Origin of the sequence: Mesorhizobium sp. M0184 (assembly GCF_040322215.1) — a bacterium.
GTDB lineage: Bacteria > Pseudomonadota > Alphaproteobacteria > Rhizobiales > Rhizobiaceae > Mesorhizobium.
The window spans coordinates 393,536-414,343 of the sequence record NZ_JAMYSZ010000001.1; the positions used below are offsets into that span (position 1 = coordinate 393,536).

The 20,808-nt window shown below is 62.6% G+C and carries 24 protein-coding genes; 13 read left to right on the forward strand and 11 right to left on the reverse strand.

The window, feature by feature from the left end; all coding sequences use genetic code 11:
- Positions 1-2 precede the first annotated feature (2 nt).
- The 3 genes from NKJ23_RS02005 to NKJ23_RS02015 all read left to right on the forward strand — a co-directional run bounded on the left by NKJ23_RS02005 (position 3) and on the right by NKJ23_RS02015 (position 3,098).
- A complete protein-coding gene (locus NKJ23_RS02005) occupies positions 3-1,043 on the forward strand; it encodes an RluA family pseudouridine synthase (RefSeq protein ID WP_352677862.1) in 1,041 nt (346 codons plus the stop codon).
- Positions 1,044-1,231: 188 nt separating this feature from the next.
- Positions 1,232-2,143 carry an RNA polymerase sigma factor RpoH gene (gene rpoH, locus NKJ23_RS02010; protein WP_352677864.1) on the forward strand — a complete coding sequence of 304 codons (912 nt, stop codon included), beginning with the start codon at positions 1,232-1,234 and terminating at the stop codon, positions 2,141-2,143.
- A gap of 445 nt (positions 2,144-2,588) precedes the next feature.
- Positions 2,589-3,098 (forward strand): hypothetical protein, encoded by a 510-nt coding sequence (locus tag NKJ23_RS02015; protein ID WP_352677866.1) that lies wholly within the window; start codon positions 2,589-2,591, stop codon positions 3,096-3,098.
- A gap of 181 nt (positions 3,099-3,279) precedes the next feature.
- On the opposite strand, the gene NKJ23_RS02020 is transcribed toward NKJ23_RS02015, so the two are convergent.
- From NKJ23_RS02020 to NKJ23_RS02035, 4 genes are all read right to left on the reverse strand, one after another.
- Positions 3,280-4,152: an MBL fold metallo-hydrolase gene (locus tag NKJ23_RS02020; protein ID WP_352677868.1), complete on the reverse strand. Its 873-nt coding sequence runs from the start codon at positions 4,150-4,152 to the stop codon at positions 3,280-3,282.
- Positions 4,153-4,302: 150 nt separating this feature from the next.
- Positions 4,303-4,962, reverse strand: coding sequence for a peroxiredoxin (locus NKJ23_RS02025; protein WP_023678511.1), 660 nt, complete (start codon positions 4,960-4,962; stop codon positions 4,303-4,305).
- Positions 4,963-5,136: 174 nt separating this feature from the next.
- Complete coding sequence (locus NKJ23_RS02030) at positions 5,137-5,502, reverse strand: cell division protein ZapA (protein ID WP_023678510.1); 366 nt, start codon at positions 5,500-5,502, stop codon at positions 5,137-5,139.
- Between the two features lie 4 nt (positions 5,503-5,506).
- Positions 5,507-5,779, reverse strand: a complete 273-nt coding sequence (locus NKJ23_RS02035; RefSeq protein WP_006200774.1) for a DUF4164 domain-containing protein — start codon at positions 5,777-5,779, stop codon at positions 5,507-5,509.
- Positions 5,780-6,039: 260 nt separating this feature from the next.
- Here NKJ23_RS02035 and tkt point away from each other — a divergent pair, with 260 nt between their 5' ends.
- The 3 genes from tkt to NKJ23_RS02050 all read left to right on the forward strand — a co-directional run bounded on the left by tkt (position 6,040) and on the right by NKJ23_RS02050 (position 11,307).
- A complete protein-coding gene (gene tkt, locus NKJ23_RS02040; protein WP_352677870.1) occupies positions 6,040-8,031 on the forward strand; it encodes a transketolase in 1,992 nt (663 codons plus the stop codon).
- A gap of 158 nt (positions 8,032-8,189) precedes the next feature.
- Positions 8,190-9,200, forward strand: a complete 1,011-nt coding sequence (gap, locus tag NKJ23_RS02045) for a type I glyceraldehyde-3-phosphate dehydrogenase (protein ID WP_023678507.1) — start codon at positions 8,190-8,192, stop codon at positions 9,198-9,200.
- Between the two features lie 217 nt (positions 9,201-9,417).
- The gene (locus NKJ23_RS02050) at positions 9,418-11,307 is read left to right on the forward strand and encodes a potassium/proton antiporter (protein WP_352571982.1); all 1,890 of its coding nucleotides are present in this window, start codon (positions 9,418-9,420) and stop codon (positions 11,305-11,307) included.
- Between the two features lie 169 nt (positions 11,308-11,476).
- On the opposite strand, the gene NKJ23_RS02055 is transcribed toward NKJ23_RS02050, so the two are convergent.
- A complete protein-coding gene (locus NKJ23_RS02055; RefSeq protein ID WP_352677871.1) occupies positions 11,477-12,394 on the reverse strand; it encodes a polyprenyl synthetase family protein in 918 nt (305 codons plus the stop codon).
- Positions 12,395-12,473: 79 nt separating this feature from the next.
- Between NKJ23_RS02055 and NKJ23_RS02060 the strand changes: the two genes are divergently transcribed.
- The 3 genes from NKJ23_RS02060 (at position 12,474) to NKJ23_RS02070 (ending at position 14,155) form a co-directional block, all read left to right on the forward strand.
- Entirely contained in the window at positions 12,474-13,232 is a 759-nt protein-coding gene (locus NKJ23_RS02060) for a biosynthetic peptidoglycan transglycosylase (protein WP_031212144.1), read from the forward strand.
- 139 nt (positions 13,233-13,371) lie between these two features.
- Positions 13,372-13,554, forward strand: a complete 183-nt coding sequence (gene rpmF, locus NKJ23_RS02065) for a 50S ribosomal protein L32 (protein WP_006203806.1) — start codon at positions 13,372-13,374, stop codon at positions 13,552-13,554.
- Positions 13,555-13,753: 199 nt separating this feature from the next.
- On the forward strand, positions 13,754-14,155 hold the full coding sequence (locus tag NKJ23_RS02070; protein WP_023678503.1) for a hypothetical protein: 402 nt from the start codon (positions 13,754-13,756) through the stop codon (positions 14,153-14,155).
- 10 nt (positions 14,156-14,165) lie between these two features.
- Here the strand turns inward: NKJ23_RS02070 and NKJ23_RS02075 are convergent, their stop codons facing one another.
- The 3 genes from NKJ23_RS02075 to NKJ23_RS02085 all read right to left on the reverse strand — a co-directional run bounded on the left by NKJ23_RS02075 (position 14,166) and on the right by NKJ23_RS02085 (position 15,524).
- Positions 14,166-14,597: a GlcG/HbpS family heme-binding protein gene (locus NKJ23_RS02075; RefSeq protein ID WP_023678502.1), complete on the reverse strand. Its 432-nt coding sequence runs from the start codon at positions 14,595-14,597 to the stop codon at positions 14,166-14,168.
- A gap of 96 nt (positions 14,598-14,693) precedes the next feature.
- Positions 14,694-14,924, reverse strand: coding sequence for a hypothetical protein (locus NKJ23_RS02080; RefSeq protein ID WP_023678501.1), 231 nt, complete (start codon positions 14,922-14,924; stop codon positions 14,694-14,696).
- Between the two features lie 75 nt (positions 14,925-14,999).
- Positions 15,000-15,524 (reverse strand): winged helix-turn-helix transcriptional regulator, encoded by a 525-nt coding sequence (locus NKJ23_RS02085; RefSeq protein WP_352677873.1) that lies wholly within the window; start codon positions 15,522-15,524, stop codon positions 15,000-15,002.
- A 97-nt stretch (positions 15,525-15,621) separates the two neighbouring features.
- On the opposite strand from NKJ23_RS02085, the gene NKJ23_RS02090 reads away from it, so the two are divergent.
- Together NKJ23_RS02090 and NKJ23_RS02095 are read left to right on the forward strand one after the other, a co-directional pair.
- The gene (locus NKJ23_RS02090) at positions 15,622-16,491 is read left to right on the forward strand and encodes an alpha/beta fold hydrolase (RefSeq protein ID WP_352677875.1); all 870 of its coding nucleotides are present in this window, start codon (positions 15,622-15,624) and stop codon (positions 16,489-16,491) included.
- Positions 16,492-16,534: 43 nt separating this feature from the next.
- Positions 16,535-17,191, forward strand: coding sequence for a glutathione S-transferase family protein (locus tag NKJ23_RS02095; protein ID WP_352677877.1), 657 nt, complete (start codon positions 16,535-16,537; stop codon positions 17,189-17,191).
- Between the two features lie 142 nt (positions 17,192-17,333).
- On the opposite strand, the gene NKJ23_RS02100 is transcribed toward NKJ23_RS02095, so the two are convergent.
- The 3 genes from NKJ23_RS02100 to NKJ23_RS02110 form a co-directional block, all read right to left on the reverse strand.
- Entirely contained in the window at positions 17,334-17,621 is a 288-nt protein-coding gene (locus NKJ23_RS02100; protein WP_023678497.1) for an ArsR/SmtB family transcription factor, read from the reverse strand.
- A gap of 31 nt (positions 17,622-17,652) precedes the next feature.
- A complete protein-coding gene (locus tag NKJ23_RS02105) occupies positions 17,653-18,900 on the reverse strand; it encodes an MFS transporter (RefSeq protein ID WP_352677879.1) in 1,248 nt (415 codons plus the stop codon).
- Positions 18,901-18,996: 96 nt separating this feature from the next.
- A complete protein-coding gene (locus NKJ23_RS02110; protein WP_023678495.1) occupies positions 18,997-19,191 on the reverse strand; it encodes a DUF1192 domain-containing protein in 195 nt (64 codons plus the stop codon).
- Positions 19,192-19,315: 124 nt separating this feature from the next.
- Here NKJ23_RS02110 and NKJ23_RS02115 point away from each other — a divergent pair, with 124 nt between their 5' ends.
- Positions 19,316-20,326, forward strand: coding sequence for an NAD(P)H-quinone oxidoreductase (locus tag NKJ23_RS02115; protein WP_352677880.1), 1,011 nt, complete (start codon positions 19,316-19,318; stop codon positions 20,324-20,326).
- Positions 20,327-20,458: 132 nt separating this feature from the next.
- Positions 20,459-20,599: a DUF1127 domain-containing protein gene (locus tag NKJ23_RS02120; protein ID WP_023678493.1), complete on the forward strand. Its 141-nt coding sequence runs from the start codon at positions 20,459-20,461 to the stop codon at positions 20,597-20,599.
- Positions 20,600-20,808 lie beyond the last annotated feature (209 nt).

Sequence of the window (20,808 nt, forward strand, 5' to 3'; positions counted from 1 at the left end):
CGATGAGCGCTCATAACGAAGAGGTCAGACAATTAATAGGGGCCGGACCGATCGTCCTGGAGGCGGGCGCCGATGCGGCCGGCCAGCGGCTCGACCAATGGCTGGCGGCGAGGCTCGGCCCCGACATGTCGCGCAGCCGGGTGCAGATGCTGATAAAGCAGGGCGCGGTCAGGATCGGCGGCAGGCAGGTCGAAGAGACGAAGCGCAAGATGGCACAAGGTGACAGCGTGTCGGTCGACATGCCGGAGCCGGAACCGGCGGAGCCGCAAGGCGAAGATATTGCGCTGGACGTCCTCTACGAGGACAGCGAGCTGATCGTCATCAACAAGCCGGCCGGGCTGGTCGTGCATCCCGGCGCCGGCAACTGGACCGGCACGCTGGTCAACGCGCTGATCCATCATTGCGGTGACAGCCTGTCGGGCATCGGCGGGGTGAGGCGGCCGGGCATCGTCCACCGCCTCGACAAGGAGACCAGTGGCGTCATGGTCGTCGCCAAGATCGATCGCGCCCACAAGGCGTTGTCGGAGGCCTTTGCCGACCACGGCCTGACCGGCGATCTCGAGCGCGCGTATCTGGCGTTGGTCTGGGGCATACCGGCAAGGCCGACCGGGACGGTCGACGCGCCGCTCGGCCGCGCCGCCGACCGGGTACGCCGTGCCGTGGTGCCGCAAGGCCGCGACGATGCCCGCCACGCCGTCACGCATTTCACCGTCGTTGAGCGCTTTGGCGAGCAGCAGCAGGAATTCGCCACGGCGAGCCTGGTCGAATGCCGGCTGGAAACCGGTCGCACCCACCAGATACGCGTCCACATGGCCCATATCGGCCATCCGGTGATTGGCGACCCCGAATACGGCCAGGCTTTCCGCACCAAGGCCAATCGGTTGCCCGAGCCGCTAAGAAGCAAGGTAAAGGCGTTTCCGCGACAAGCTTTGCACGCCCGCCTCCTTGCATTTCGGCATCCGGATACCCATGTAACGATGAGGTTCGAAGCCCCGACACCGTGGGACATGGAGGAACTCGTCGACGGCTTCCGCAAGCTCTGAACCAACCACCTGAAAACCTGACCGGCGTTGTTCACTTCAACGTGACACACTGTTTCGTGTTGAACAAATGCCTGTCTTTCTGGTTTTGTTCCTATATATGTCGGTTGGCGCGAATGGTGCCTTTGGCATTCGCGCCACATGCCCGCCGCGTTTCGGGGGCATCACTCCAATAGAGAGGGGGCGCTATCATGGCCCAGTCATTACCCAGTATCGTTTCCGGCGAAGGCGGTCTCAGCCGCTACCTGGAAGAAATCCGCCGCTTTCCGATGCTTCAGCCGCAGGAAGAGTACATGCTCGCCAAGCGCTATGCCGAGCATGAGGACACCACGGCTGCGCACAAGCTCGTCACCAGCCACCTTCGGCTCGTCGCCAAGATCGCCATGGGCTATCGCGGCTATGGCCTGCCGATCGGTGAGGTGATCTCGGAAGGCAATGTCGGCCTGATGCAGGCCGTCAAGAAATTCGAACCGGAGCGCGGTTTCCGTCTCGCCACCTATGCGATGTGGTGGATCAAGGCCTCTATCCAGGAATACATCCTGCGCTCGTGGAGCCTGGTCAAGATGGGCACCACCGCCAACCAGAAGCGCCTGTTCTTCAACCTGCGCAAGGTGAAGGGCAAGATCCAGGCGCTCGACGAAGGCGATTTGAAGCCCGAGCAGATCACCGAGATTGCCACCCGGCTGAACGTCTCGGAAGCGGAAGTCGTGTCGATGAACCGCCGTCTGTCGGGCGACGCCTCGCTCAATGCGCCCATCCGGGCCAGTGAAGGCGAGTCCGGCGAATGGCAGGACTGGCTGGTCGACGACCACGAAAGCCAGGAAGAGATGCTGATCGAGCAGGACGAGCTGGAAAACCGGCGCGGCATGCTGTCGGGCGCTCTTGCCGTGCTCAACGACCGCGAACGCCGCATCTTCGAGGCGCGCCGCCTCGCCGATGAGCCGTTGACGCTTGAAGAGCTGTCGGCCGAGTTCGATATCAGCCGCGAGCGCGTGCGCCAGATCGAGGTGCGCGCCTTCGAGAAGGTGCAGGACGCGGTCAAGGCCGCAGCCAAGCGCCAGACGCAGGCGCTGCGCACCATCGAGGCGCAGCCGGCCGCGTAAGGCCTTCCAAGGGAACAAATAACGGCGGCGTCAGGTAACTGGCGCCGCCTTTTTTTCTAAAGCGCGTCGTGTTCGGCCGGCCTTGTGCGACGCGCTTTAGATTCTTGTTTTTATGCATGTCGTTATCGCAAAACCGCTGCACACTTTTGCGCGACATGCATTAGCGGGTTGCCGGTTCCGCGGCGCCTTCGCGGATGTCCGATCCGTCGCCATAACTGCTCAGTAGCCTTGCCAGGCGTCTGCAGACGATCTCATTGATAGCGGCATTGTCGCAATTTTCCCCAAGCCCTGAAAACCGCAAGGCTGCAAGCTGTGGCGGCAATGTTGCGGCGCCGACCGGGGCATTCCACAACCCGGCGCTTGCGGCAGGCGGGCGCGACAACGGTCCGCCGGGGCTGCGCCGGGCAGTTGAGCTCGTCTATTGAAAACGAAAGGCAGTGGGACGATGACCATTTCTCCGTTTCTGGCCGCTCTCGTATCCGAAGGTCCGCCAGCCGACCGAGCGAAAGACATGGCCCTGTATGGATGGCTAATTGGAAGCTGGGAACTGGACTCGGTCCACTACCTCGACGACGGCGCAATCCAGAAATGGGATGGCGAATGCCATTTTGGCTGGGTGCTCGAAGGCCGCGCGATTCAGGACGTTTGGATCAGGCCCAAGCGCCCTGCTCCGTCCGCGATGTATGGCACAACCTTGCGCATCTTCGACCCTGGGATCGATGGCTGGCATATCATATGGAACGACCCGCTCAACCGGGATCACTCGCGCCAGATCGGGCGGGCCGAGGGTAAGGACATTGTCCAGCTCGGCAATGACTCGCGCGGTCTGCAAACTCGATGGCGTTTCACCGAGATCACTGCCACCAGCTTCCATTGGATCGGCGAGGAAAGATCTTCCGAGAGCGATCCTTGGCAAATCACGTATGAACATTTAGCCCGCCGAACAAAACCCTGACGCTGGACTGGCTGGCGTCTGCGCTGCTCCTCATCCGGCTGCCACCACCGTCTTCCCGCATGGACCTCTCGGATTCAAACATCGCAAAATCGAATCAGGATCAATAACTTGGATGACCATCGCAGAACGATGAGGGCGGCGCCGAGTTTGAATGGCACTGTAATGCCAGCGACCCATCTCCTCACAGGCAATCGAGCGGAAATTTCAGATAGCGCCGCCCGTTGGATTCCGGTTCCGGCAGGCGTCCGCCATTCATATTGACCTGCAGCGCGTGCAGGATCAGCCGCGGCATCGGCAACGTTCTGTCGCGGGCTTGGCGGAGCGCGACGAAGTCGGCTTCCGTCTTGCAGCCGGCAACATGAATGTTGCCGGCTTTCTGCTCCGCGACCGTGCTTTCCCAGCGCGCTTCGCGACCGCCCGGCTGGTAGTCGTGACCGACGAACAGACGTGTCTCGTCCGGCAGCGCCAGGATGTCCTCGATCGAGTGCCAGAGCCGCTCGGCACTGCCGCCGGGAAAGTCCGTCCTGGCGGTGCCGCTGTCCGGCATGAACAGCGTGTCGTGGATGAAGGCGGCGTCGCCGACGACGTAAGTGATCGAGGCCAGCGTATGGCCCGGCGAGAACAGCACTCTTGCCGGAAGGCCGCCGACCGAAAAAGTTGCGCCGTCGGCGAACAGCCTGTCCCATTGCGAACCGTCGGCGGGGAATTCCGGCCAGTTGTAGATCACCTTCCACAATTTCTGGACGTCGATGACCTTTTCGCCGATTGCCGTCGGCGCTCCGGTTCTCCCCCTCAGATAATGGGCGGCGGAGAAATGATCGGCATGCGGATGCGTGTCGAGGATCCACTCGACCTCCAGCCCGCTTTCCCTGACGAAGTCGAGCAGGGCGTCGGCATTTTTCGTTGCCGTTGTACCGGACCTTTCGTCGAAGTCGAGCACCGGATCGATGATGGCGCATTTGCGGGTCGCCATGTCGGCGACCACATACTGGACGGACCCGCTCGGCTTGTCATAGAAGCCGGTGACCTGCGACCTGGCCGATAATGCGTCCAATCCCAGCCCCCTTGATCCTCACCGTGGCAGGAATGACTTTCTCTGCCACGGCAAATGAAAGGCATGGTTGTCCGTCAACCAGGCGCCGTCAAGCACCCCATGCTCATACGGCCAAGAAAACCGAAAATTCTCCGTGCCGCCTCTGCCTGCTCAGGCGGAAGGCTGCTTGGTTTTCCTGAGATATGGCAGGATTGTCTCGTAGGCGCCGAAACGCTTGATGGCATCTTCATTCGAGACGGCAGCGGTGATGATGACGTCCTCGCCCTGCTTCCAGTTCGCCGGCGTCGCCACCTGGTGCTTGGCGGTCAGCTGCATGGAATCGATGGCGCGCAGGATTTCGTCGAAGTTGCGGCCGGTCGTCATCGGGTAGGTGAGAACCAGCTTGATCTTCTTGTCGGGCCCGATGACGTAGACCGAGCGCACCGTGGCATTGTCCGCCGGCGTGCGGCCTTCCGAGCTCTCGCCGGCACCCGCCGGCAGCATCTCGTAAAGCTTGGCGACCTTGAGATCCTTGTCGCCGATCAGCGGGTAGTTCACCGAATGGCCGGTCGCGGTCTTGATGTCGTTCTGCCACTTTTCATGGCTTTGGACGGGATCGACCGAGATGCCGATGATCTTGACGTTGCGCTTCCTGAACTCGCCTTCGAGCCCGGCCATCGTGCCGAGTTCGGTCGTGCAAACCGGCGTAAAGTTCTTCGGATGGCTGAACAATACTGCCCAGCCGTCGCCGATCCATTCATGGAAGCTGATCGGTCCTTGCGTGGTCTCAGCGGTGAAGTCCGGTGCGATATCGTTGATACGAAGGCTCATGGCGTGTCCCTACCCTGTGAGTGCAGATCGCAGCCGGCGTTGACCGGCGCTGCTTTTGCCTTTCTATCACTCCGGCGTCATCCTTCAAATGCCTGTTGCGCCGGCATCAAGGCCGGCGGCGAAATATTTTCATTGCTTCTCGGCAAATGCCGCAGGAATTTTCGCTGCGCTGGCTCAGGCCTTGTTCACTGCCAGCGTCGTCGCCAGGTCTTCCATGCGCTGGGCCAGCGCGCCGAGCGCCCCGGTCAGCGCGGAATCGTTCTTGTCGGCCTTGGTCAGTGCGTCGTCGCGCGTCTTGCGCAGCGTCAGCACTTCGCTTTCCATGCCCTTGACCCGCTTTTGCAGTTCCGAAAGCTCGTCCATGACCATGATGCCGGCCATCACGGTCAGCCGCTGGTCGCCAATCTCGCCAAAAGAATCCTTCAGATGCGAAACATAGCGGTCGAAGCGCTCGGCAAGATCGATCAGATGCTCTTCCTGGCCCTCGTCGCAGGCCATCCGATACTGCTTGCCGTCGATGGAAACCGTGACTTGTGCCATTAGCCTACCTGTCCAGTACCGCGCGGATGGTTTCCATGGCTGTCACCAGCCTTCGCGACACTTCCTTGTTGGCATCTTCCAGCCGTTCGGCGCGGGCCTCGGAATTGTCGAGTTCCTGCGCCAGCCGCGAGCGGTCGGCGTTCATCCGCTGCACTTCGGCCTCGGCTTCCGAATAGTCCCGCTCGTGCTCGAGCTTGGCCGCGACGGCGTTTTCCAGCCCTTCGATGGCCTTACCCAGCCTGGCAATGACTTCTTTGAGGGTCGTTTCCCCGGTCATGGCTTTCGTCCTGCGCCCTGCCCATCACCGAATCATCCACGTTCAGAACGCGTTATCCCTGAAACATTACGCGTCGTGTGAACCGCACGTCAATAAAGCTGTCGCGACTGTCCCCTGCTAACGCTAATGTAAGTCGCGCATGGCCATCACAAGACCGGCAAAAGCACACCGATTTGTTGACTAAAAGGCCGCGCCTGCTATGTGTCGCGCACCCTTTTCAAGGGCTTTCCCAAGGCCCAAACCCCCATTTTGGAGGAAGCATGACCTCGCGCGAACAACATGACCGGATGGCCAATGCGATCCGTTTTCTCGCCATGGACGCCGTCGAGAAGGCAAATTCCGGCCACCCCGGACTGCCCATGGGCTGCGCCGACATCGCCACGGTGCTGTTCACCCGCTTTCTCAAATACGATCCGAAAAACCCGCATTGGCCGGACCGCGACCGCTTTATCCTGTCGGCCGGCCACGGCTCGATGCTGCTTTACTCGCTGCTCTATCTGACCGGCTACGAAGACATCACCATCGACCAGATCAAGCAGTTCCGCCAATTGGGGTCGAGGACGGCGGGCCACCCGGAATACGGCCATGCCGCCGGCATCGAGACGACGACAGGCCCACTCGGCCAGGGCCTTGCCAATTCGGTCGGCTTCGCGCTCGGCGAGCGCATCATGAATGCCGCTTTCGGCAAAGATCTCGTCGACCACTACACCTATGTGCTGGCCGGCGACGGCTGCCTGATGGAAGGCGTATCCCAGGAAGCCATCGCGCTTGCCGGGCATCTGAAGCTGAACAAGCTGATCGTCTTCTGGGACAACAACAACATCTCGATCGATGGCCCGGTGTCGCTCGCCGATAACACCGATCAGGTCGCCCGCTTCCAGGCGTCCGGCTGGAATGCCAGCCATTTCGACGGCCAGGACCCGGAAGCGATCGCCTATGCCATCGAAGCGGCCCGCCACTCCGACAAGCCGACGATGATCGCCTGCAAGACGACCATCGGCTTCGGCGCGCCGACCAAGGCCGGCACCAACAAGGCGCATGGCTCGCCGCTCGGCGCCGAGGAAATCGCTGGCGCCAGAAAATTCTTCGGCTGGGATTATCCGCCCTTCGAGGTTCCGGCCGATATCCTCGACGCATGGCGTACCGCCGGGCGGACCGGCGTCAAGGCGCGCACCGACTGGGAAAGCCGGCTTGCCAAGGCTGATGCCAAATTGCGCGCAGAGTTCGAACGCCGCATCAGTGGCACGCTGCCGGCCAACTTCGACGCCGTCATTGGCGATTACAAGAAGAAGCTCGTCGCCGATAAGCCGAAGGTCGCCACCCGTAAGTCATCGGAAATGGCGCTGGAGGTCATCAACGGCGCCGTGCCCGAAACCATCGGCGGCTCGGCCGATTTGACCGGCTCCAACAACACCAAGACTAGCCAGACAAAGAACATCACCGCCGACGATTACGGCCAGCGCTACGTTCATTACGGCGTTCGCGAGCACGGCATGGCAGCCGCGCTCAACGGGCTGACATTGCATGGCGGCATTATCGCCTACGGCGGCACTTTCATGTGCTTTTCCGATTATGCCCGTCCGGCGATGCGGCTTGCTTCGCTGATGGGCATCCGCTCGATCTTCGTCATGACCCATGATTCCATCGGCCTTGGCGAAGACGGCCCGACCCATCAGCCGGTCGAGCATCTGGCAGCACTTCGCGCCATTCCGAACCACAATGTCTTCCGCCCCGCCGACGCGGTGGAAACCGCGGAATGCTGGCAGTTGGCCATTGAGTCGGAAAAGACGCCTTCGACATTGGCGCTGACCCGGCAGAACCTGCCGACGGTACGCAACGACTTCGTTGCGGAAAACCTCTCCAGCCGCGGCGCCTATGAACTTGCCGCCGCCAGTGGCGAGGCGGCGGTGACGATCTTCGCTTCGGGCTCCGAGGTCGAGATCGCGCTGGCCGCCCGCGAGGCCTTGGAAAAGCACGGCCACGCGACCCGCGTCGTCTCGGTGCCGTGCTTCGAATTGTTCGACAAGCAGAGCGCCGACTATCGCAGCAGGACGATCGGCAATGCGCCGCTCAAGATTGCCATCGAAGCCGGCATCCGTCAGGGCTGGGATCACTTCATCGGCACCGACGGCATCTTTGTCGGCATGACCGGCTTCGGCGCCTCCGGCACCATCGAACAGCTCTACCCGCATTTCGGCATCACAGCCGAGGCAACGGTGAAGGCGGCGGAAGCCCGTCTGCATGGCAAATGAAAGTGAGCCCCGCCCGGCAAAGGCTGGCATAGCGGTTTTGCCGGGCGGTGGAGCACTAATCGATTTAAATCCACGCCTCGGCGGCTGGATTCTTTGCCCGTCCGCCGTTATGAAGCTGCGGACTTGATCTTCGGCCTCCAACTCCCAGGGAGAGAACAATGACCGTCAGAGTTGCCATCAACGGATTCGGCCGCATCGGCCGCAACATCCTGCGCGCCATCCATGAATCCGGCCGCAAGGATATCGACGTCGTCGCGGTCAACGATCTCGGCCCGGTCGAGACCAACGCCCATCTGCTGCGCTTCGACAGCGTGCATGGCCGCTTTCCGCATGAGGTGACGGTTGACGGCGACCAGATCATCGTCGGCAAGGAAAAATTCAAGGTCACCGCGATCAAGGATCCGACGCAACTGCCCTGGAAGGAGCTTGGCATCGACATCGCGCTCGAATGCACCGGCATCTTCACCGCCCGCGACAAGGCCGTCGCCCATCTGACCGCCGGTGCCAAGCGCGTTCTCGTCTCCGCTCCGGCAGAGGGCGCCGATCTCACCGTCGTCTATGGCATCAATCACGACAAGCTGACCAAGGACCACATCGTCATCTCGAACGCCTCCTGCACCACCAACTGCCTGGCGCCGCTGGCGGCCGTGCTGAATGAGGCGGTCGGCATCGAAAAGGGCATGATGACGACGATCCATTCCTACACCGGCGACCAGCCGACGCTGGACACCATGCACAAGGACCTCTACCGCGCCCGCGCCGCCGCGCTGTCGCAGATTCCGACCTCGACCGGTGCTGCCAAGGCCATCGGCCTGGTACTGCCCGAACTCAAGGGCAAGCTCGACGGCATCTCCATCCGCGTGCCGACCCCGAACGTCTCGCTCGTCGATTTCAAGTTCATCGCCAAGCGGCCGACCACCGTCCAGGAGATCAATGACGCGGTGATCGCCGCCTCGAACGGCAAGCTGAAGGGCATCCTCGCCGTTACCCGTCACCCCAATGTTTCGATCGACTTCAACCATGATCCGCATTCCTCGATCGTGGCGCTCGACCAGACCAAGGTCATGGACGGCAACTTCGTTTCGGTGCTGTCGTGGTACGACAATGAGTGGGGCTTTTCCAACCGCATGGGCGATACCGCCGTCGCCTTCGGCAAGACCATCGCCTGATCGCAGAGCCAGCTTCTCGACCTGGAGACGCCCGGCTCAGTCCGGGCGTTTTTCATTGCAGCACGAACCGCCGAGGCACGCTCCGCTGCTCGGGGGTGCCAAAACTTTCGACGATCGGCAGCGTGGGGCAAAAAGCCACGCTGCTGCCTTGCAGCGGCCATGTCTTCGCCCCACTCTCCCGTGATGCCGGAGCATATCGACTAGGGGCGACCAACGAATGGAGCATGGTATCTATCTTGTGACGCTCGTTGGCGCAGCACTTGTCGTTGCCGCCGCGTTTTCAAGCCTGATCGCCTTCCGTTTCGGCGCCCCTCTCCTGCTGCTGTTTCTCTGCATCGGCCTCGCCACCGGAACCGACGGTCTCGGCATCCATTTCGACAATGCCCGAGTTGCTTATTTTGCCGGCTCGTTGGCGCTGGCGGTCATCCTTTTCGATTCCGGCTTCGGCACGCCGCTCAACGCCTTGCGGCAGGCGGCCGGGCCGGCGCTGTCGCTGGCCACATTCGGCGTCCTTTTGACCACCGGGCTCTTCGGCGCCGCCGCCTATTATCTGCTCGACCTGACCTGGCTGGAATCCTTCCTGCTCGGTGCCGCCGTCGCCTCGACCGACGCCGCGGCGGTGTTCTTCCTGCTGCGCGCCGGCGAGATCAATTTGCGCGAGCGCGTGCGGTCCACGCTCGAGGTGGAATCCGGCACAAATGACCCGATCGCCATCTTCCTGACCATCACGCTGGTCGAGGTCATCGCCGCCAATACCCACCCCGAGGCCAAGGTGCTGGTCACCGATCTTGCCGTCGGCTTCCTTGTCAATATGGGGCTCGGCGCGGTCATCGGCATTCTCGGCGGCATGGCCATCGTGCGCCTTGTCGATCGCCTCAATCTCGATCACGGCCTGCTGCCGATCTTCGTGCTGACGCTGTCGCTTATGGTGTTCGCTGCCGCCGGTGCCGTCGGCGGCTCCGGCTTCCTGGCGGTCTATCTCGCAGGCCTGATTGCCGGCAATTCCGATATCCGGGCCGTCACCATCCTCAAGCGCTTCCAGGACGGCATGTCGTGGCTGGCGCAGATCATCATGTTCCTGATCCTCGGCCTGTTCGCGACGCCTTCGCAATTTCCGGCGATCCTGGTGCCGGCAGTGCTGCTCGGCCTGTTCCTGGTATTTGTGGCACGGCCAATCGCCGTCTGGCTCTGCCTGGTGCCGTTCCGTCTGCCACGCCCGGAAGTCGCCTTCGTCTCGTGGGTTGGCCTGCGTGGTGCCGTGTCGATCCTGCTTGCCATCACGCCGCTGCTCGGCGGTCTTGAGAACGGCCGCCTCATCTTCAACACTGCCTTCATCATCGTGCTGGTCTCGCTGATCATCCAGGGATGGACCGTCGGGCCGCTGGCGCGCCGTCTCGGCCTTATCGTGCCGGCCCGCCTGGGACCGCTCGACAAGGTCGAATTGGAACTGCCGGGCTCCGCCCATCATGAGCTTCTCGCCTACCGCGTGGCACCTGGCAGCCCGGTGGCGCGCGGCGAACGCATTCCGCGCTGGGCGCGGCCGTCGCTGGTGCTGCGCGACGGACGCTCGATGCGCTTCCAGGATATGGGCCGGCTCGCGGCCGGCGACCATGTCTACATCTTCGTGCCGGACCGCTATCCGCGCCTGCTCGACAAGCTGTTCGCCAGCCGTGCCGTGGTCGATCCCGAGGACGCGGATTTCTTCGGGGCCTTCGCCGTCGATCCGTCACGCCCCGCCGAGGAACTGGAGACCGCCTACGCGCCGGGCCTGACCGAAGCGGAACGCAAGCTCAGCATTGGCGACCTGGTCACTACGCGGCTCGGCGGCCACGCCGAATACGCCGACCGCGTGCTACTCGGTCCGATCGAGCTGATCGTCCGCGACGTCGACGACAAGGGCAGGATCACCGGCCTTGGCCTGTCCTTTGAGCCGACCGCGCCGGTGGCGCGCGTTCCGGTGTTCCTCAGCGCCGGCGAAATCCGCGACCGCATCGCCGCCTTCATCCGCAACCGGCGCAAGCCGGCCGAGGCGCAGGCGGTCGAGGCGGCGGCCGAGATGGGACCGGTTCCGCAGCCCGTAGTGGAAAAGACAACTGGCGAAGGCTGACCGCTGTCCACCCGAGCCGCGGAACCCTGCCGCGAGGCTGAAGAATGGCTCGGCAACTGGTGTGGCGGGTCCATGTGGTCCGACATCGCCGGAAATGATCCCGATCGGCCGGTTGCGAGGGCGTCCGGCCGATCAGTCGCCAATTCTCCGGCGCGCCATAGGGGCGCGCTTAATTGTTGCGGGCCGCTACGAACTGCGCCGCTTGTTTCAGAAGCGCAGCTTGCTCGCCAAAAGGTTCGAGCAACGCATGAGCCTGGTCAACGAGGCCATGGAGCTGGCCCCGCGCCCAGTCCGGTCCGTGCAGCGCGACCAGCGTCGCCTTGCCGGCCGCGGCATCCTTGCCGGTCGCCTTGCCCATCTGATGCGCGTCGGCGGTCAGGTCGAGCAGATCGTCGGCAAGCTGAAAGGCAAGCCCGATCGCCGAGCCGAACTCGGCCAGCCTTTCGCGGTCGCCCGACGGCGCGCCGGTAAGGATAGCGCCCGCTTCGCAGGCAAAGCGGATCAGCGCGCCGGTTTTCATCGCCTGAAGCCGGATGATGCCGGCCTCGTCCGGCCGGCTTTGTTCGGCTTCGAGATCGAGCATCTGGCCGCCGACCATGCTTCCCGCCCCGGCGGCGCGGGCCAGTGCCAGCACCAGCGTTGCCCTGCGCTCGGCCGGCAGCATTGTCGCCTCGTCGGCAAGGATGTCGAAGGCAAGTGTCAGCAAGGCGTCGCCCGCAAGAATGGCGGTCGCCTCATCGAAAGCCCTGTGCACGGTCGGCTGGCCGCGGCGCAAATCGTCGTCGTCCATGGCCGGCAGATCGTCATGGATGAGCGAATAGCAGTGCACGCATTCGAGCGCCGCCGCGACGCGCAGCGCCGCCTCGCCGTCGGCTGAAAACAGTGCAGCACTTTCCATGACCAGGAAGGGACGCAGTCGTTTGCCGCCGTTCAGCACGCCATGTCGCATTGCCGCCATCAGGCGTTCGGGCCGCGCGACCTCGCCCGAAAGCGTCCGTCCGTCGAGCAACCGCCTCAGCAGCGCCTCGAGCGGAACTGCCCGGGCAATAAGTGCAGCTTCGAACGCCATTTGGTCGTCTTTCGTCATGGTCGGGAGCGGTAGCCGACACTCAGACGTTGCGCAAGAAGCCAAGCGCCATTATGCCGGGGGCAGGGAGTAGCGCGGACTGGGTGGCTTGGCGGAACCGATCGTCGATCACGAAACCGAAGGGTTGGACATGGCGAGACCGAGACGCGGCAGCCGCATCGGTCTTCAACGCTGGGTCCGGCGCGGCATCGCCGTCGCGGTCGTGCTGGCGCTGGTGCCGGTGGTGCTGACCTTCCTGTACCTGCCGACATTCGTGCATCCGGTGTCGACATTGATGCTGAAGGACCTGGCGACGTTTTCTGGCTACGATCGGCGCTGGGTTTCCATCGACGATGTGGCGCCGGTGCTGGCATATTCGGTCATCATGTCGGAGGACGGGCAGTTCTGTTTCCATCGCGGCGTCGATCTGGGCGAGTTGCGCGGCGTCGTCGACGATGCGCTCGCCGGCGAGATGACACGTGGCGCCTCGACCATCACCATGCAGACGGTAAAGAATCTTTATCTATGGTCGCGGCCGTTGGGCTCGGTCCGTAAGGTCGTGGAACTGCCGCTGGCCGTCTATTTCGATGCGGTGCTGTCGAAACGGCGGATCATGGAGATCTACCTCAACATCGCCGAATGGGGACCGGGCATCTACGGCATCGAGGCCGCCGCCCAGCATCATTTCGGCGTCTCGGCAAAACAGCTGTCGCGCCGGCAGGCAGCACTGCTTGCCGTCACCTTGCCGAATCCGATCGTGCGCAATCCGGCGAAGCCCGGGCCGGGGCTGAGGCGGCTTGCCGCGTTGATCGAACGGCGCGCCGGCCGCGCCGGTGCCTATGTCGGTTGCCTGCGATAGTGTCAAAAAAAAACACGGCGACGCTGGCCAAAACGCCGTCGGACGTGTATAGGCACCCGACTTTCTCAGATTCCGGCCCCTGATGTGGCCCTTTCACGAGGGCCGCCGGGGCGTTTTGACCATGTAGTGGAGCATATCCATGGCCGTTCCGAAACGAAAAACCTCTCCGTCGAAGCGCGGCATGCGCCGTTCTGCCGACGCACTGAAGGCCCCGACCTATGTCGAGGACAAGAACTCCGGCGAGATGCGCCGTCCGCACCATATCGACCTGAAGACCGGCATGTATCGCGGTCGCCAAGTTCTGGAGCCGAAGGAAAGCTGAGAGAGCTTTCGACGGTTTATGGGTTGCGAAACGACCGGCCATTGGCCGGTCTTTTTGCGTTTGCGACAACTGATCGTATCAGCCGGGCCTGACATTGTTGTTTCACGCCGTCTTTGTCCGTGTTTGTCGGCCGCACGAAAATTCTTGACGGCGAACGCCGGGCGCACTCTACAAAGATCAGTCCAACCGGAGCCGCCACATGTTCGGTGCCATCCCGCTGCTGATCGTGCCTTTCATCCTCTACAATCTCGGGCTTCTGGGAATATTCGGCAGCGGCGACGATCCGTGGGCCACCGAAATGTTTTCGGTCCGGATGATGTCGGGTGGCGTGTTCTCGATGACCCTCGGCGACCTCATCGTGCTGATCGCACTGATCTTCTTGTTCGTCGAAGTGGTGAAGTCGACGCGCACGACAAATGCCTCGATCATGGACCATCTTTTGTCGACCTTCGTCTTTGTGGCCTATCTGGTCGAGTTCCTGCTGGTGAAGGGCGCCGCCCATTCCGTTTTCTTCACACTGATGGTCATAGCGCTGATCGACGTGCTGGCCGGCTTTTCGGTGTCGATGCGGTCGGCCACCCGCGACATCAATATGAGTTAAGGATCCCGACTCAGCCCGGGTCAGCGGTGAAGCCAGCCGCCTCGACGCCGGCGATGGCTGCCGTTTCATCATTGTCGGACGTGTCGCCGGAAATACCGATGGCGCCGATGATCGTGCCGGCGTTGTCGCGGATCAGCACGCCGCCGACGACCGGCAGGACGCGCCCGCCCGACACGTCGGAGACGCCGGCGATCAGATGCGGGCGCTCCTTGGCGAAAGCTTCCACCCGGCGCGAGCCCATGCCGATAGCGAGCGCGCCATAGGCCTTGCCGGCCGACATTTGCGGACGCAGGAACGAGGCGCCGTCCTGACGCTGGAACGCGACCAGATGGGCGCCGGCGTCGAGCACCGAGACGCCAAGCGGCCTGAGCTTGAGCTCGGCACCCTTGGCAAAGGCGGCGGCGATGATTTCAAGGGCTTTGTCGAGCGTCAGTGCGGTCATGGCCGTCTCCTAAACGCGCCAGTTATCAACCGGCAGAACAGCTCCGAGTGAACTGTTTCGCGTGCGAAAGGAAGCATGCATTCTGGGAGCGCCGGCCTATTTCTTCTTGGCGCGAGGCTTCTTCACCGGGGCCGGAGGCGCATTGGCCAGGTCTTCCGCTTCCTTGGCGAGGCGCAGCGCCCGCAGCTTGTTGGTCTTGGCTTGGCGAGCGTCGCTCTCGGCGACATATTCCGCCATCGCCTTCTGGCGAACCGTGGCTGCCTCTTCCTGTTTCTTGAAACGCAAATCGGCCCGCGCACGGGCAGTGTCCTTAGAGTTCTCGACCAAGAGCGTTATCCAATCCGTAAATTATCTTCAGTCCCTTGATAGCAGAGCCAGCCCGCAATTGGGAAAATAAGTTGGTCATGGCGCCGGATCGCAGCCGACTCGCTCCGCCTTGCGGGCGACTGCCGCATCGTATCCGGCCTGCAAAGTCGCGCGGACGGTGGGTCCAGATGGGGCGGGAGACGCACCCAGATGCTCGTGGCGCAACTCGTTCATCAACTTATCCCACATCGGCGGGCCGCCTTTTTCCAGAAGCTCGGCACGGATAGAGAGCTCTTCGCTGACCGGCAGCCAGACGCGGCCCCAGGCGCCGAGATGCGCCAGGATCGGCACCAGCGTAATCGCCATTTCGGTCAGGCTGTAGATCGCCTTTTGCTTGTGGGAGGGATCATCCGCCTTGGTCAGCATGCCGAGCTCCATCAGCCGCTTCAGCCGGTCGGCGAGGATGTTGGAGGCGATGCCCTCCATCGAGCCGTTGAGCAGTTCGCGAAAGTGGCGTCTGCCGCCGAAGATGATGTCGCGAAGGATGATCAGGCTCCACCGGTCACCGAACACTTCGAGCGACAGGTTGATGGGGCATCCGGACCGACGATCGATGTTCATGCGAATCTCCAAAAACCGGTTGCATTATCGTATCGGTTTTAATATCGTGCAACTGATTGCAAAATGCAATCGGATTGGAAGCCCAAGGAGGAAAGCCATGAAAAACGCCGAACACCCCGAAATCGCATCCCAGACGTTCGGCGATCCAGCCCATCCGGCGGTGTTGTTGATCATGGGCGCGATGGCTTCCATGCTTTGGTGGCCCGAAGCGTTTTGCCGGAAGCTGGCCGGCGAAGGTCGCTTCGTGATCCGCTATGACAATCGCGATACCGGCCGTTCGACCAAATACGCGCCGGGCGAGCCGCCTTATACATTCGACGACATGGCGGACGATGCTATCCGCGTCCTTGACGACCATGGAATCCGAAAGGCGCATGTGGTCGGCATGTCGATGGGCGGCATGATCGCGCAGCTTGTTGCGTTGAGATACCCGTCGCGTGTCACTTCGCTGACGGTGATCAGCAGCTCGCCCTTGGGCATCGATACGTCGCATTTGCCCGGAACCACCGAGGCCTATAGGAAACATTCGGCCGAAGGCGCGAAGGTCGACTGGTCTGACCGTGGCCAAGGGGTCGATTTCATGGTCAAAAACGCGCGTGCGCTCGCCGGCACCGCGCATCCGTTCGACGAGGCGCGGACGAGAGCGTTCGTGGAACAGGACTACGACCGGTCCGGCGGCTTTCTCAGCGCGACCAATCACTTCATGCTCAAGGGCGGCGAAGATCGGAGCGGCGAGGACTGGACGGGGCGGCTGCACGAGATGAAGATTCCGCTCCTCGTTATCCACGGCACCGACGATCCGATCTTTCCAGCCGAGCATGGCGCCGCTCTTGCCGACGCGGTCGCCGGTGCAAGACTGGTCCGGATCGAGGGCGGCGGCCACGAGCTGCATCCCGACGATTGGGCCGCGATCATCGATGCGATCGTCGCCCACAGCCGGGCCACGTGGCAGCGGGCCGAACCTTGACACCGGATGCCCGCGAGACGAAGCACCAAAGATAGGAGCAAAAATGTCCCTGACGATGCATCTTCATCCGCTGGCCTCCTTCTGCTGGAAACCGCTGATCGCGCTCTATGAGAACGGCACGCCATTCACATCCGTCGTTGTCGATCTCGGCAATGAACAGTCGCGCGCGGCGTTTCTGAAATTGTGGCCGCTCGGCAAGATGCCGGTGCTGCGCGATGAAACGCTGGACCGGACCGTGCCGGAATCGACGATCGTCATCGAATATCTCAACGCGAATTATCCTGGGCCGGTCGAACTGATCCCCGCCGATCTCGATCTCGCTCGCCAGACCCGGCTCGCCGACCGCTTCTATGACTTCTATGTCCAGGAACCGATGCAGAAGATCGTTGGTGACCGGCTGCGGCCGGAGGGCAAGACCGATCCGTTCGGCGTCGAGCAGGCCCGCGCCCAGCTGCGCAGCTCCTACGCCATCATTGAACAGGACATGCAGTCGACGACATGGGCGGTGGGTGCGAGCTTCACCATGGCCGACTGCGCTGCCGCCCCCGCGCTGTTCTACGCCAACAAGGTCGAGCCGTTCGGAGACGAATATCCTGCGGTCAGGCGCTATCACGACCGGTTGCTGCAACGCCCCTCGGTTGCCCGTGTGATCGAGGAAGCGCAGCCGTATTTCAAGCTCTTCCCCTACAACAATGGCTAGAGTGGTTCATCGTTCACGGAAACGCCGAACCGCTCTATCTCTTTGTTTTTGCGCAATTCCGTACGGAAAACCGTTTCACACTTTTCCTGGAATTGCTCTAGGCCCGATGCTGCATAGTTGCTCGACGCGCTGACGATGCCTCTCAGCTTCCGGGTGAACCGAGCTGCTCCGCATCCCAGAACTGGTCAAGCCAGATGTTGAGCTTCAGGAAGCCGGCATTGCTGACCGTATAGACGCGCCTGGTGCCTTCCGGCTTGGCGTTGACCAACCCCGCATCAAGCAGCACCTTCAGGTGCTGCGAAACGGCCGGGCGGGACACCGGCAAGCCGGATGCCAATTCGTTGACGGTCTTCGGTCCGCGCCGGAGCTCTTCCAAGAGATGGCGCCGGTTGGGATCGGCAATCGCCATGAAGGCGTCGGAAAGCATCATGCCTTATTTGTGGGGCAAAGCGCCTCGAATCTCAACTGTCGGCTTCAGCTTTTCTGCGCGGGTCGAGCCGCAACGCTTCCGGCGTCACCGAGCGATCGGCGGGCTGGGTCTTGAAGGCATCGCGGCCTTCGATCGGCACCGGCGCGCGACGGCTGATGCGCAGCAGCGTATAGCCAGCCAGGCTGAGATGCGCGAGCGCAGTGGCCAGGAACAGCCCCTCAGGGCGCATCCAGCCCATCAGGCCGGCGGCCACCAGCGGACCGATCATCGTGCCGAAGCCATAAAGCAGCAGCAGGCCGCCCGACACTTTGACGAAGTCCTCCGATCGCGCATGGTCATTGGCATGCGCCACCGCGATCGAATAGAGCGTGTAGGCGAAGGCGCCGTAGGCGGCGGTGCAGACGATGACGAAGACGCCGGAGCGCGGTTCGAACAGGAAGATGGCGATGGCAAACAGCGCAGCGCCGAAGGCCGCGCCCGCCAGCACGAAACGACGGTCCGTCATGTCGGAGAGCCGCCCGGCCGGAAGCTGCATGGCGGCGCCGGCGATGACCACGAGGCTCATCATCAGCGCGATCTCGGCTGTCGAGATGCCGATGCGCGCTCCATAGACGGCACCAAGTGTACCCCAGGCGCCGTTGGCGATGCCGATCAGCACGCAAGCGATCGCCGACACCGGCGAATTGCCGTAGAGTCCCTTGACGTCAAGCGACACGTCCTGCAGCGGCTTGGGGTGAGACGCCGTCGAGACCGCCGTCGGGATCAGCGACAGGCAGAACAGAATGCCGGTGATCATGAACAGCGACGCCGATCTCACATCGCCGCCGGCAACGATCATCTGACCGCCCATGATCGAGGCATAGGTGACCATCATGTAGAGGCCGAAGACGGTGCCGCGGTTTTCGTTGGTGGCCTTCTCGTTGAGCCAGCTTTCGATGACCATGAAGGCGCCGGCCATGGTGAAGCCGGTGAAGGCGCGCAGCAGGATCCAGGTATATTCGTCGATGATCAGGCCGGTGAGCAGTGCGACGATCGCTCCCGATGCGGCAAAGGCGCCGAAAGCCCTGACATGACCGGCGCGGCGCACGATGCGTGGCGCAAAGAAGCAGCCGGTGACGAAGCCGCCGGCCCAAGCCGTGCCCATCAGGCCGAGCGATGCCGTCGAGAAGCCCTCCACCTGGCCGCGCAGCGGCAACAGCAGACCGTGCAGTCCGGATGCCGCCAACAGGAACGCGGTGCCGCGCAGCAGCGAGAGGATCGGTCTGTAGCTTGCGAACATTTTTCAATCCGGCTGGGGTTTAGGGCACAAGTCTGGAGACAGCGGCATTCGGGCTTTTCGGCGGCGTGCCCGAGCTTTTGGAATTACCCGCAGTAACTACCCGCGGCGAAACAGCGCCTCTGCCGCCGACTTGGTCGAGCCCTTGGTCTTGAGCTCGGCTTCCAGCCGGGCGATCTCGTCGCGCAGGATGCCGATCCGTTCGGACAATTCATCGACAGAAAGCAGCGACAGATCCTGCCCGATCTCGTGCGGGCGCGCTTTCTTCTTGGGTTCGTCGTCGAAGATCGCCATCGTCGCTCCTCCGTGATTGCCCATTTGCCTGATTTGCCAATGAGCATACATAGGGCAAGGGTATGGATGCAAATGGCGGGCAAGAGCTGGCACGAGAAACCGGCGGAGCACGACGGGAAAATTCATGGCGAACGCACAGAAAATTCCGGCGAAGATGATGGCGATCGCCATATCGGAACCGGGCGGGCCGCGGGTGCTGAAAGCGGAAACCCGCGACGTACCGGTTCCCGGTCCCGGCGAGATCCTGATCCGGGTGCGGGCCGCCGGCGTCAACCGGCCGGACGTGCAACAGCGCAAGGGCGCCTATCCGCCACCGCCGGGAGCGTCGGATCTGCCGGGCCTGGAAGCAGCAGGCGAAGTCGCTGCCCTTGGTGACGAGATATCGCGCTGGCGCGTCGGCGATCGGGTCTGTGCGCTGACGGCGGGCGGCGGCTATGCCGAATATGTCAGAGTGCACGCCGGCAGCGTGCTGCCGCTGCCCGCCGGCTTTACCTACACCGAAGCGGCGGCGCTGCCGGAAAACTACTTCACTGTTTGGCACAATGTCTTCGAGCGCGGCGGCCTGAAGAGCGGCGAGACCCTGCTCGTGCATGGCGGCTCGTCGGGTATCGGCACCACGGCGATCCAGCTTGCTGCCGCTTTCGGCGCCTATGTCGTCACCACCGCCGGCAACAAGGAGAAATGCGACGCCTGCCTCAAGCTCGGCGCCGACCGGGCGATCAACTACCGCGAGGAGGACTTCGTCGCCGCAGTCAAGGAGGCAACCGGCGGCAAGGGTGCCAATGTCATCCTCGACATGGTCGGCGGCGACTATGTGGCGCGAAACTATGAGGCTGCAGCCATGGAAGGCCGCATCGTCCAGATCGCGACGCAGGGCGGGACGGTGGCGAGCGCCGATTTCTTCAAGATCATGGCCAAGCGGCTCGTGCACACAGGATCGCTGCTCAGGCCACGCACCGTGGAGTTCAAGGCGGCAGTTGCGGCTGCGCTGGAGGCGCAGGTTTGGCCGCTGCTCGGCACGCGCAAGGTTGCGCCGGTGATGGATACGATCTTCCCGCTCAAGGAAGCGTGGCGGGCGCATGAGCGGATGGAGGAGGGTGAGCACATCGGCAAGATTGTGCTCGATGTCGCCTGACGGCCCGCAAACAGGCTGAACGAAAGCTTAATGGTGCAATGCAACAAACGCATTGCGGCCATGCAAAAGCGTCTGTTCAATTTTTCATCGCCGATGCCTATTTACGCGGCATCAAAACGATGGAGGACTATCATGAACCCGATCCGCGCTTTCCGTAACTGGCGCATGTACAACGAAACCGTGCGCGAACTGAACCGGCTGAATGCTCGTCAGCTCAACGACCTCGGCATCAACCGCGGCGACATCGAGAGAATCGCCCGCAAAGGGCTTTGATCTCGAGCACGATCCCGCCCGAAGACCGGGCGCTGCTTTTCGGCAACGCCGAGCCGCGGTTCGGGATCAAGCTTTAGAAGCCAGAGCCGCAGCAGACGGATTTCCGTCGCCGGTTCCGAGCCCGCCCGACCTTGGTCTGGCGGGCTTTGTCTTTTTGAAGCTTTCGACTGCATGGCGTCATCTGCCGACCCTTCGCGGTCTGCTGGTCG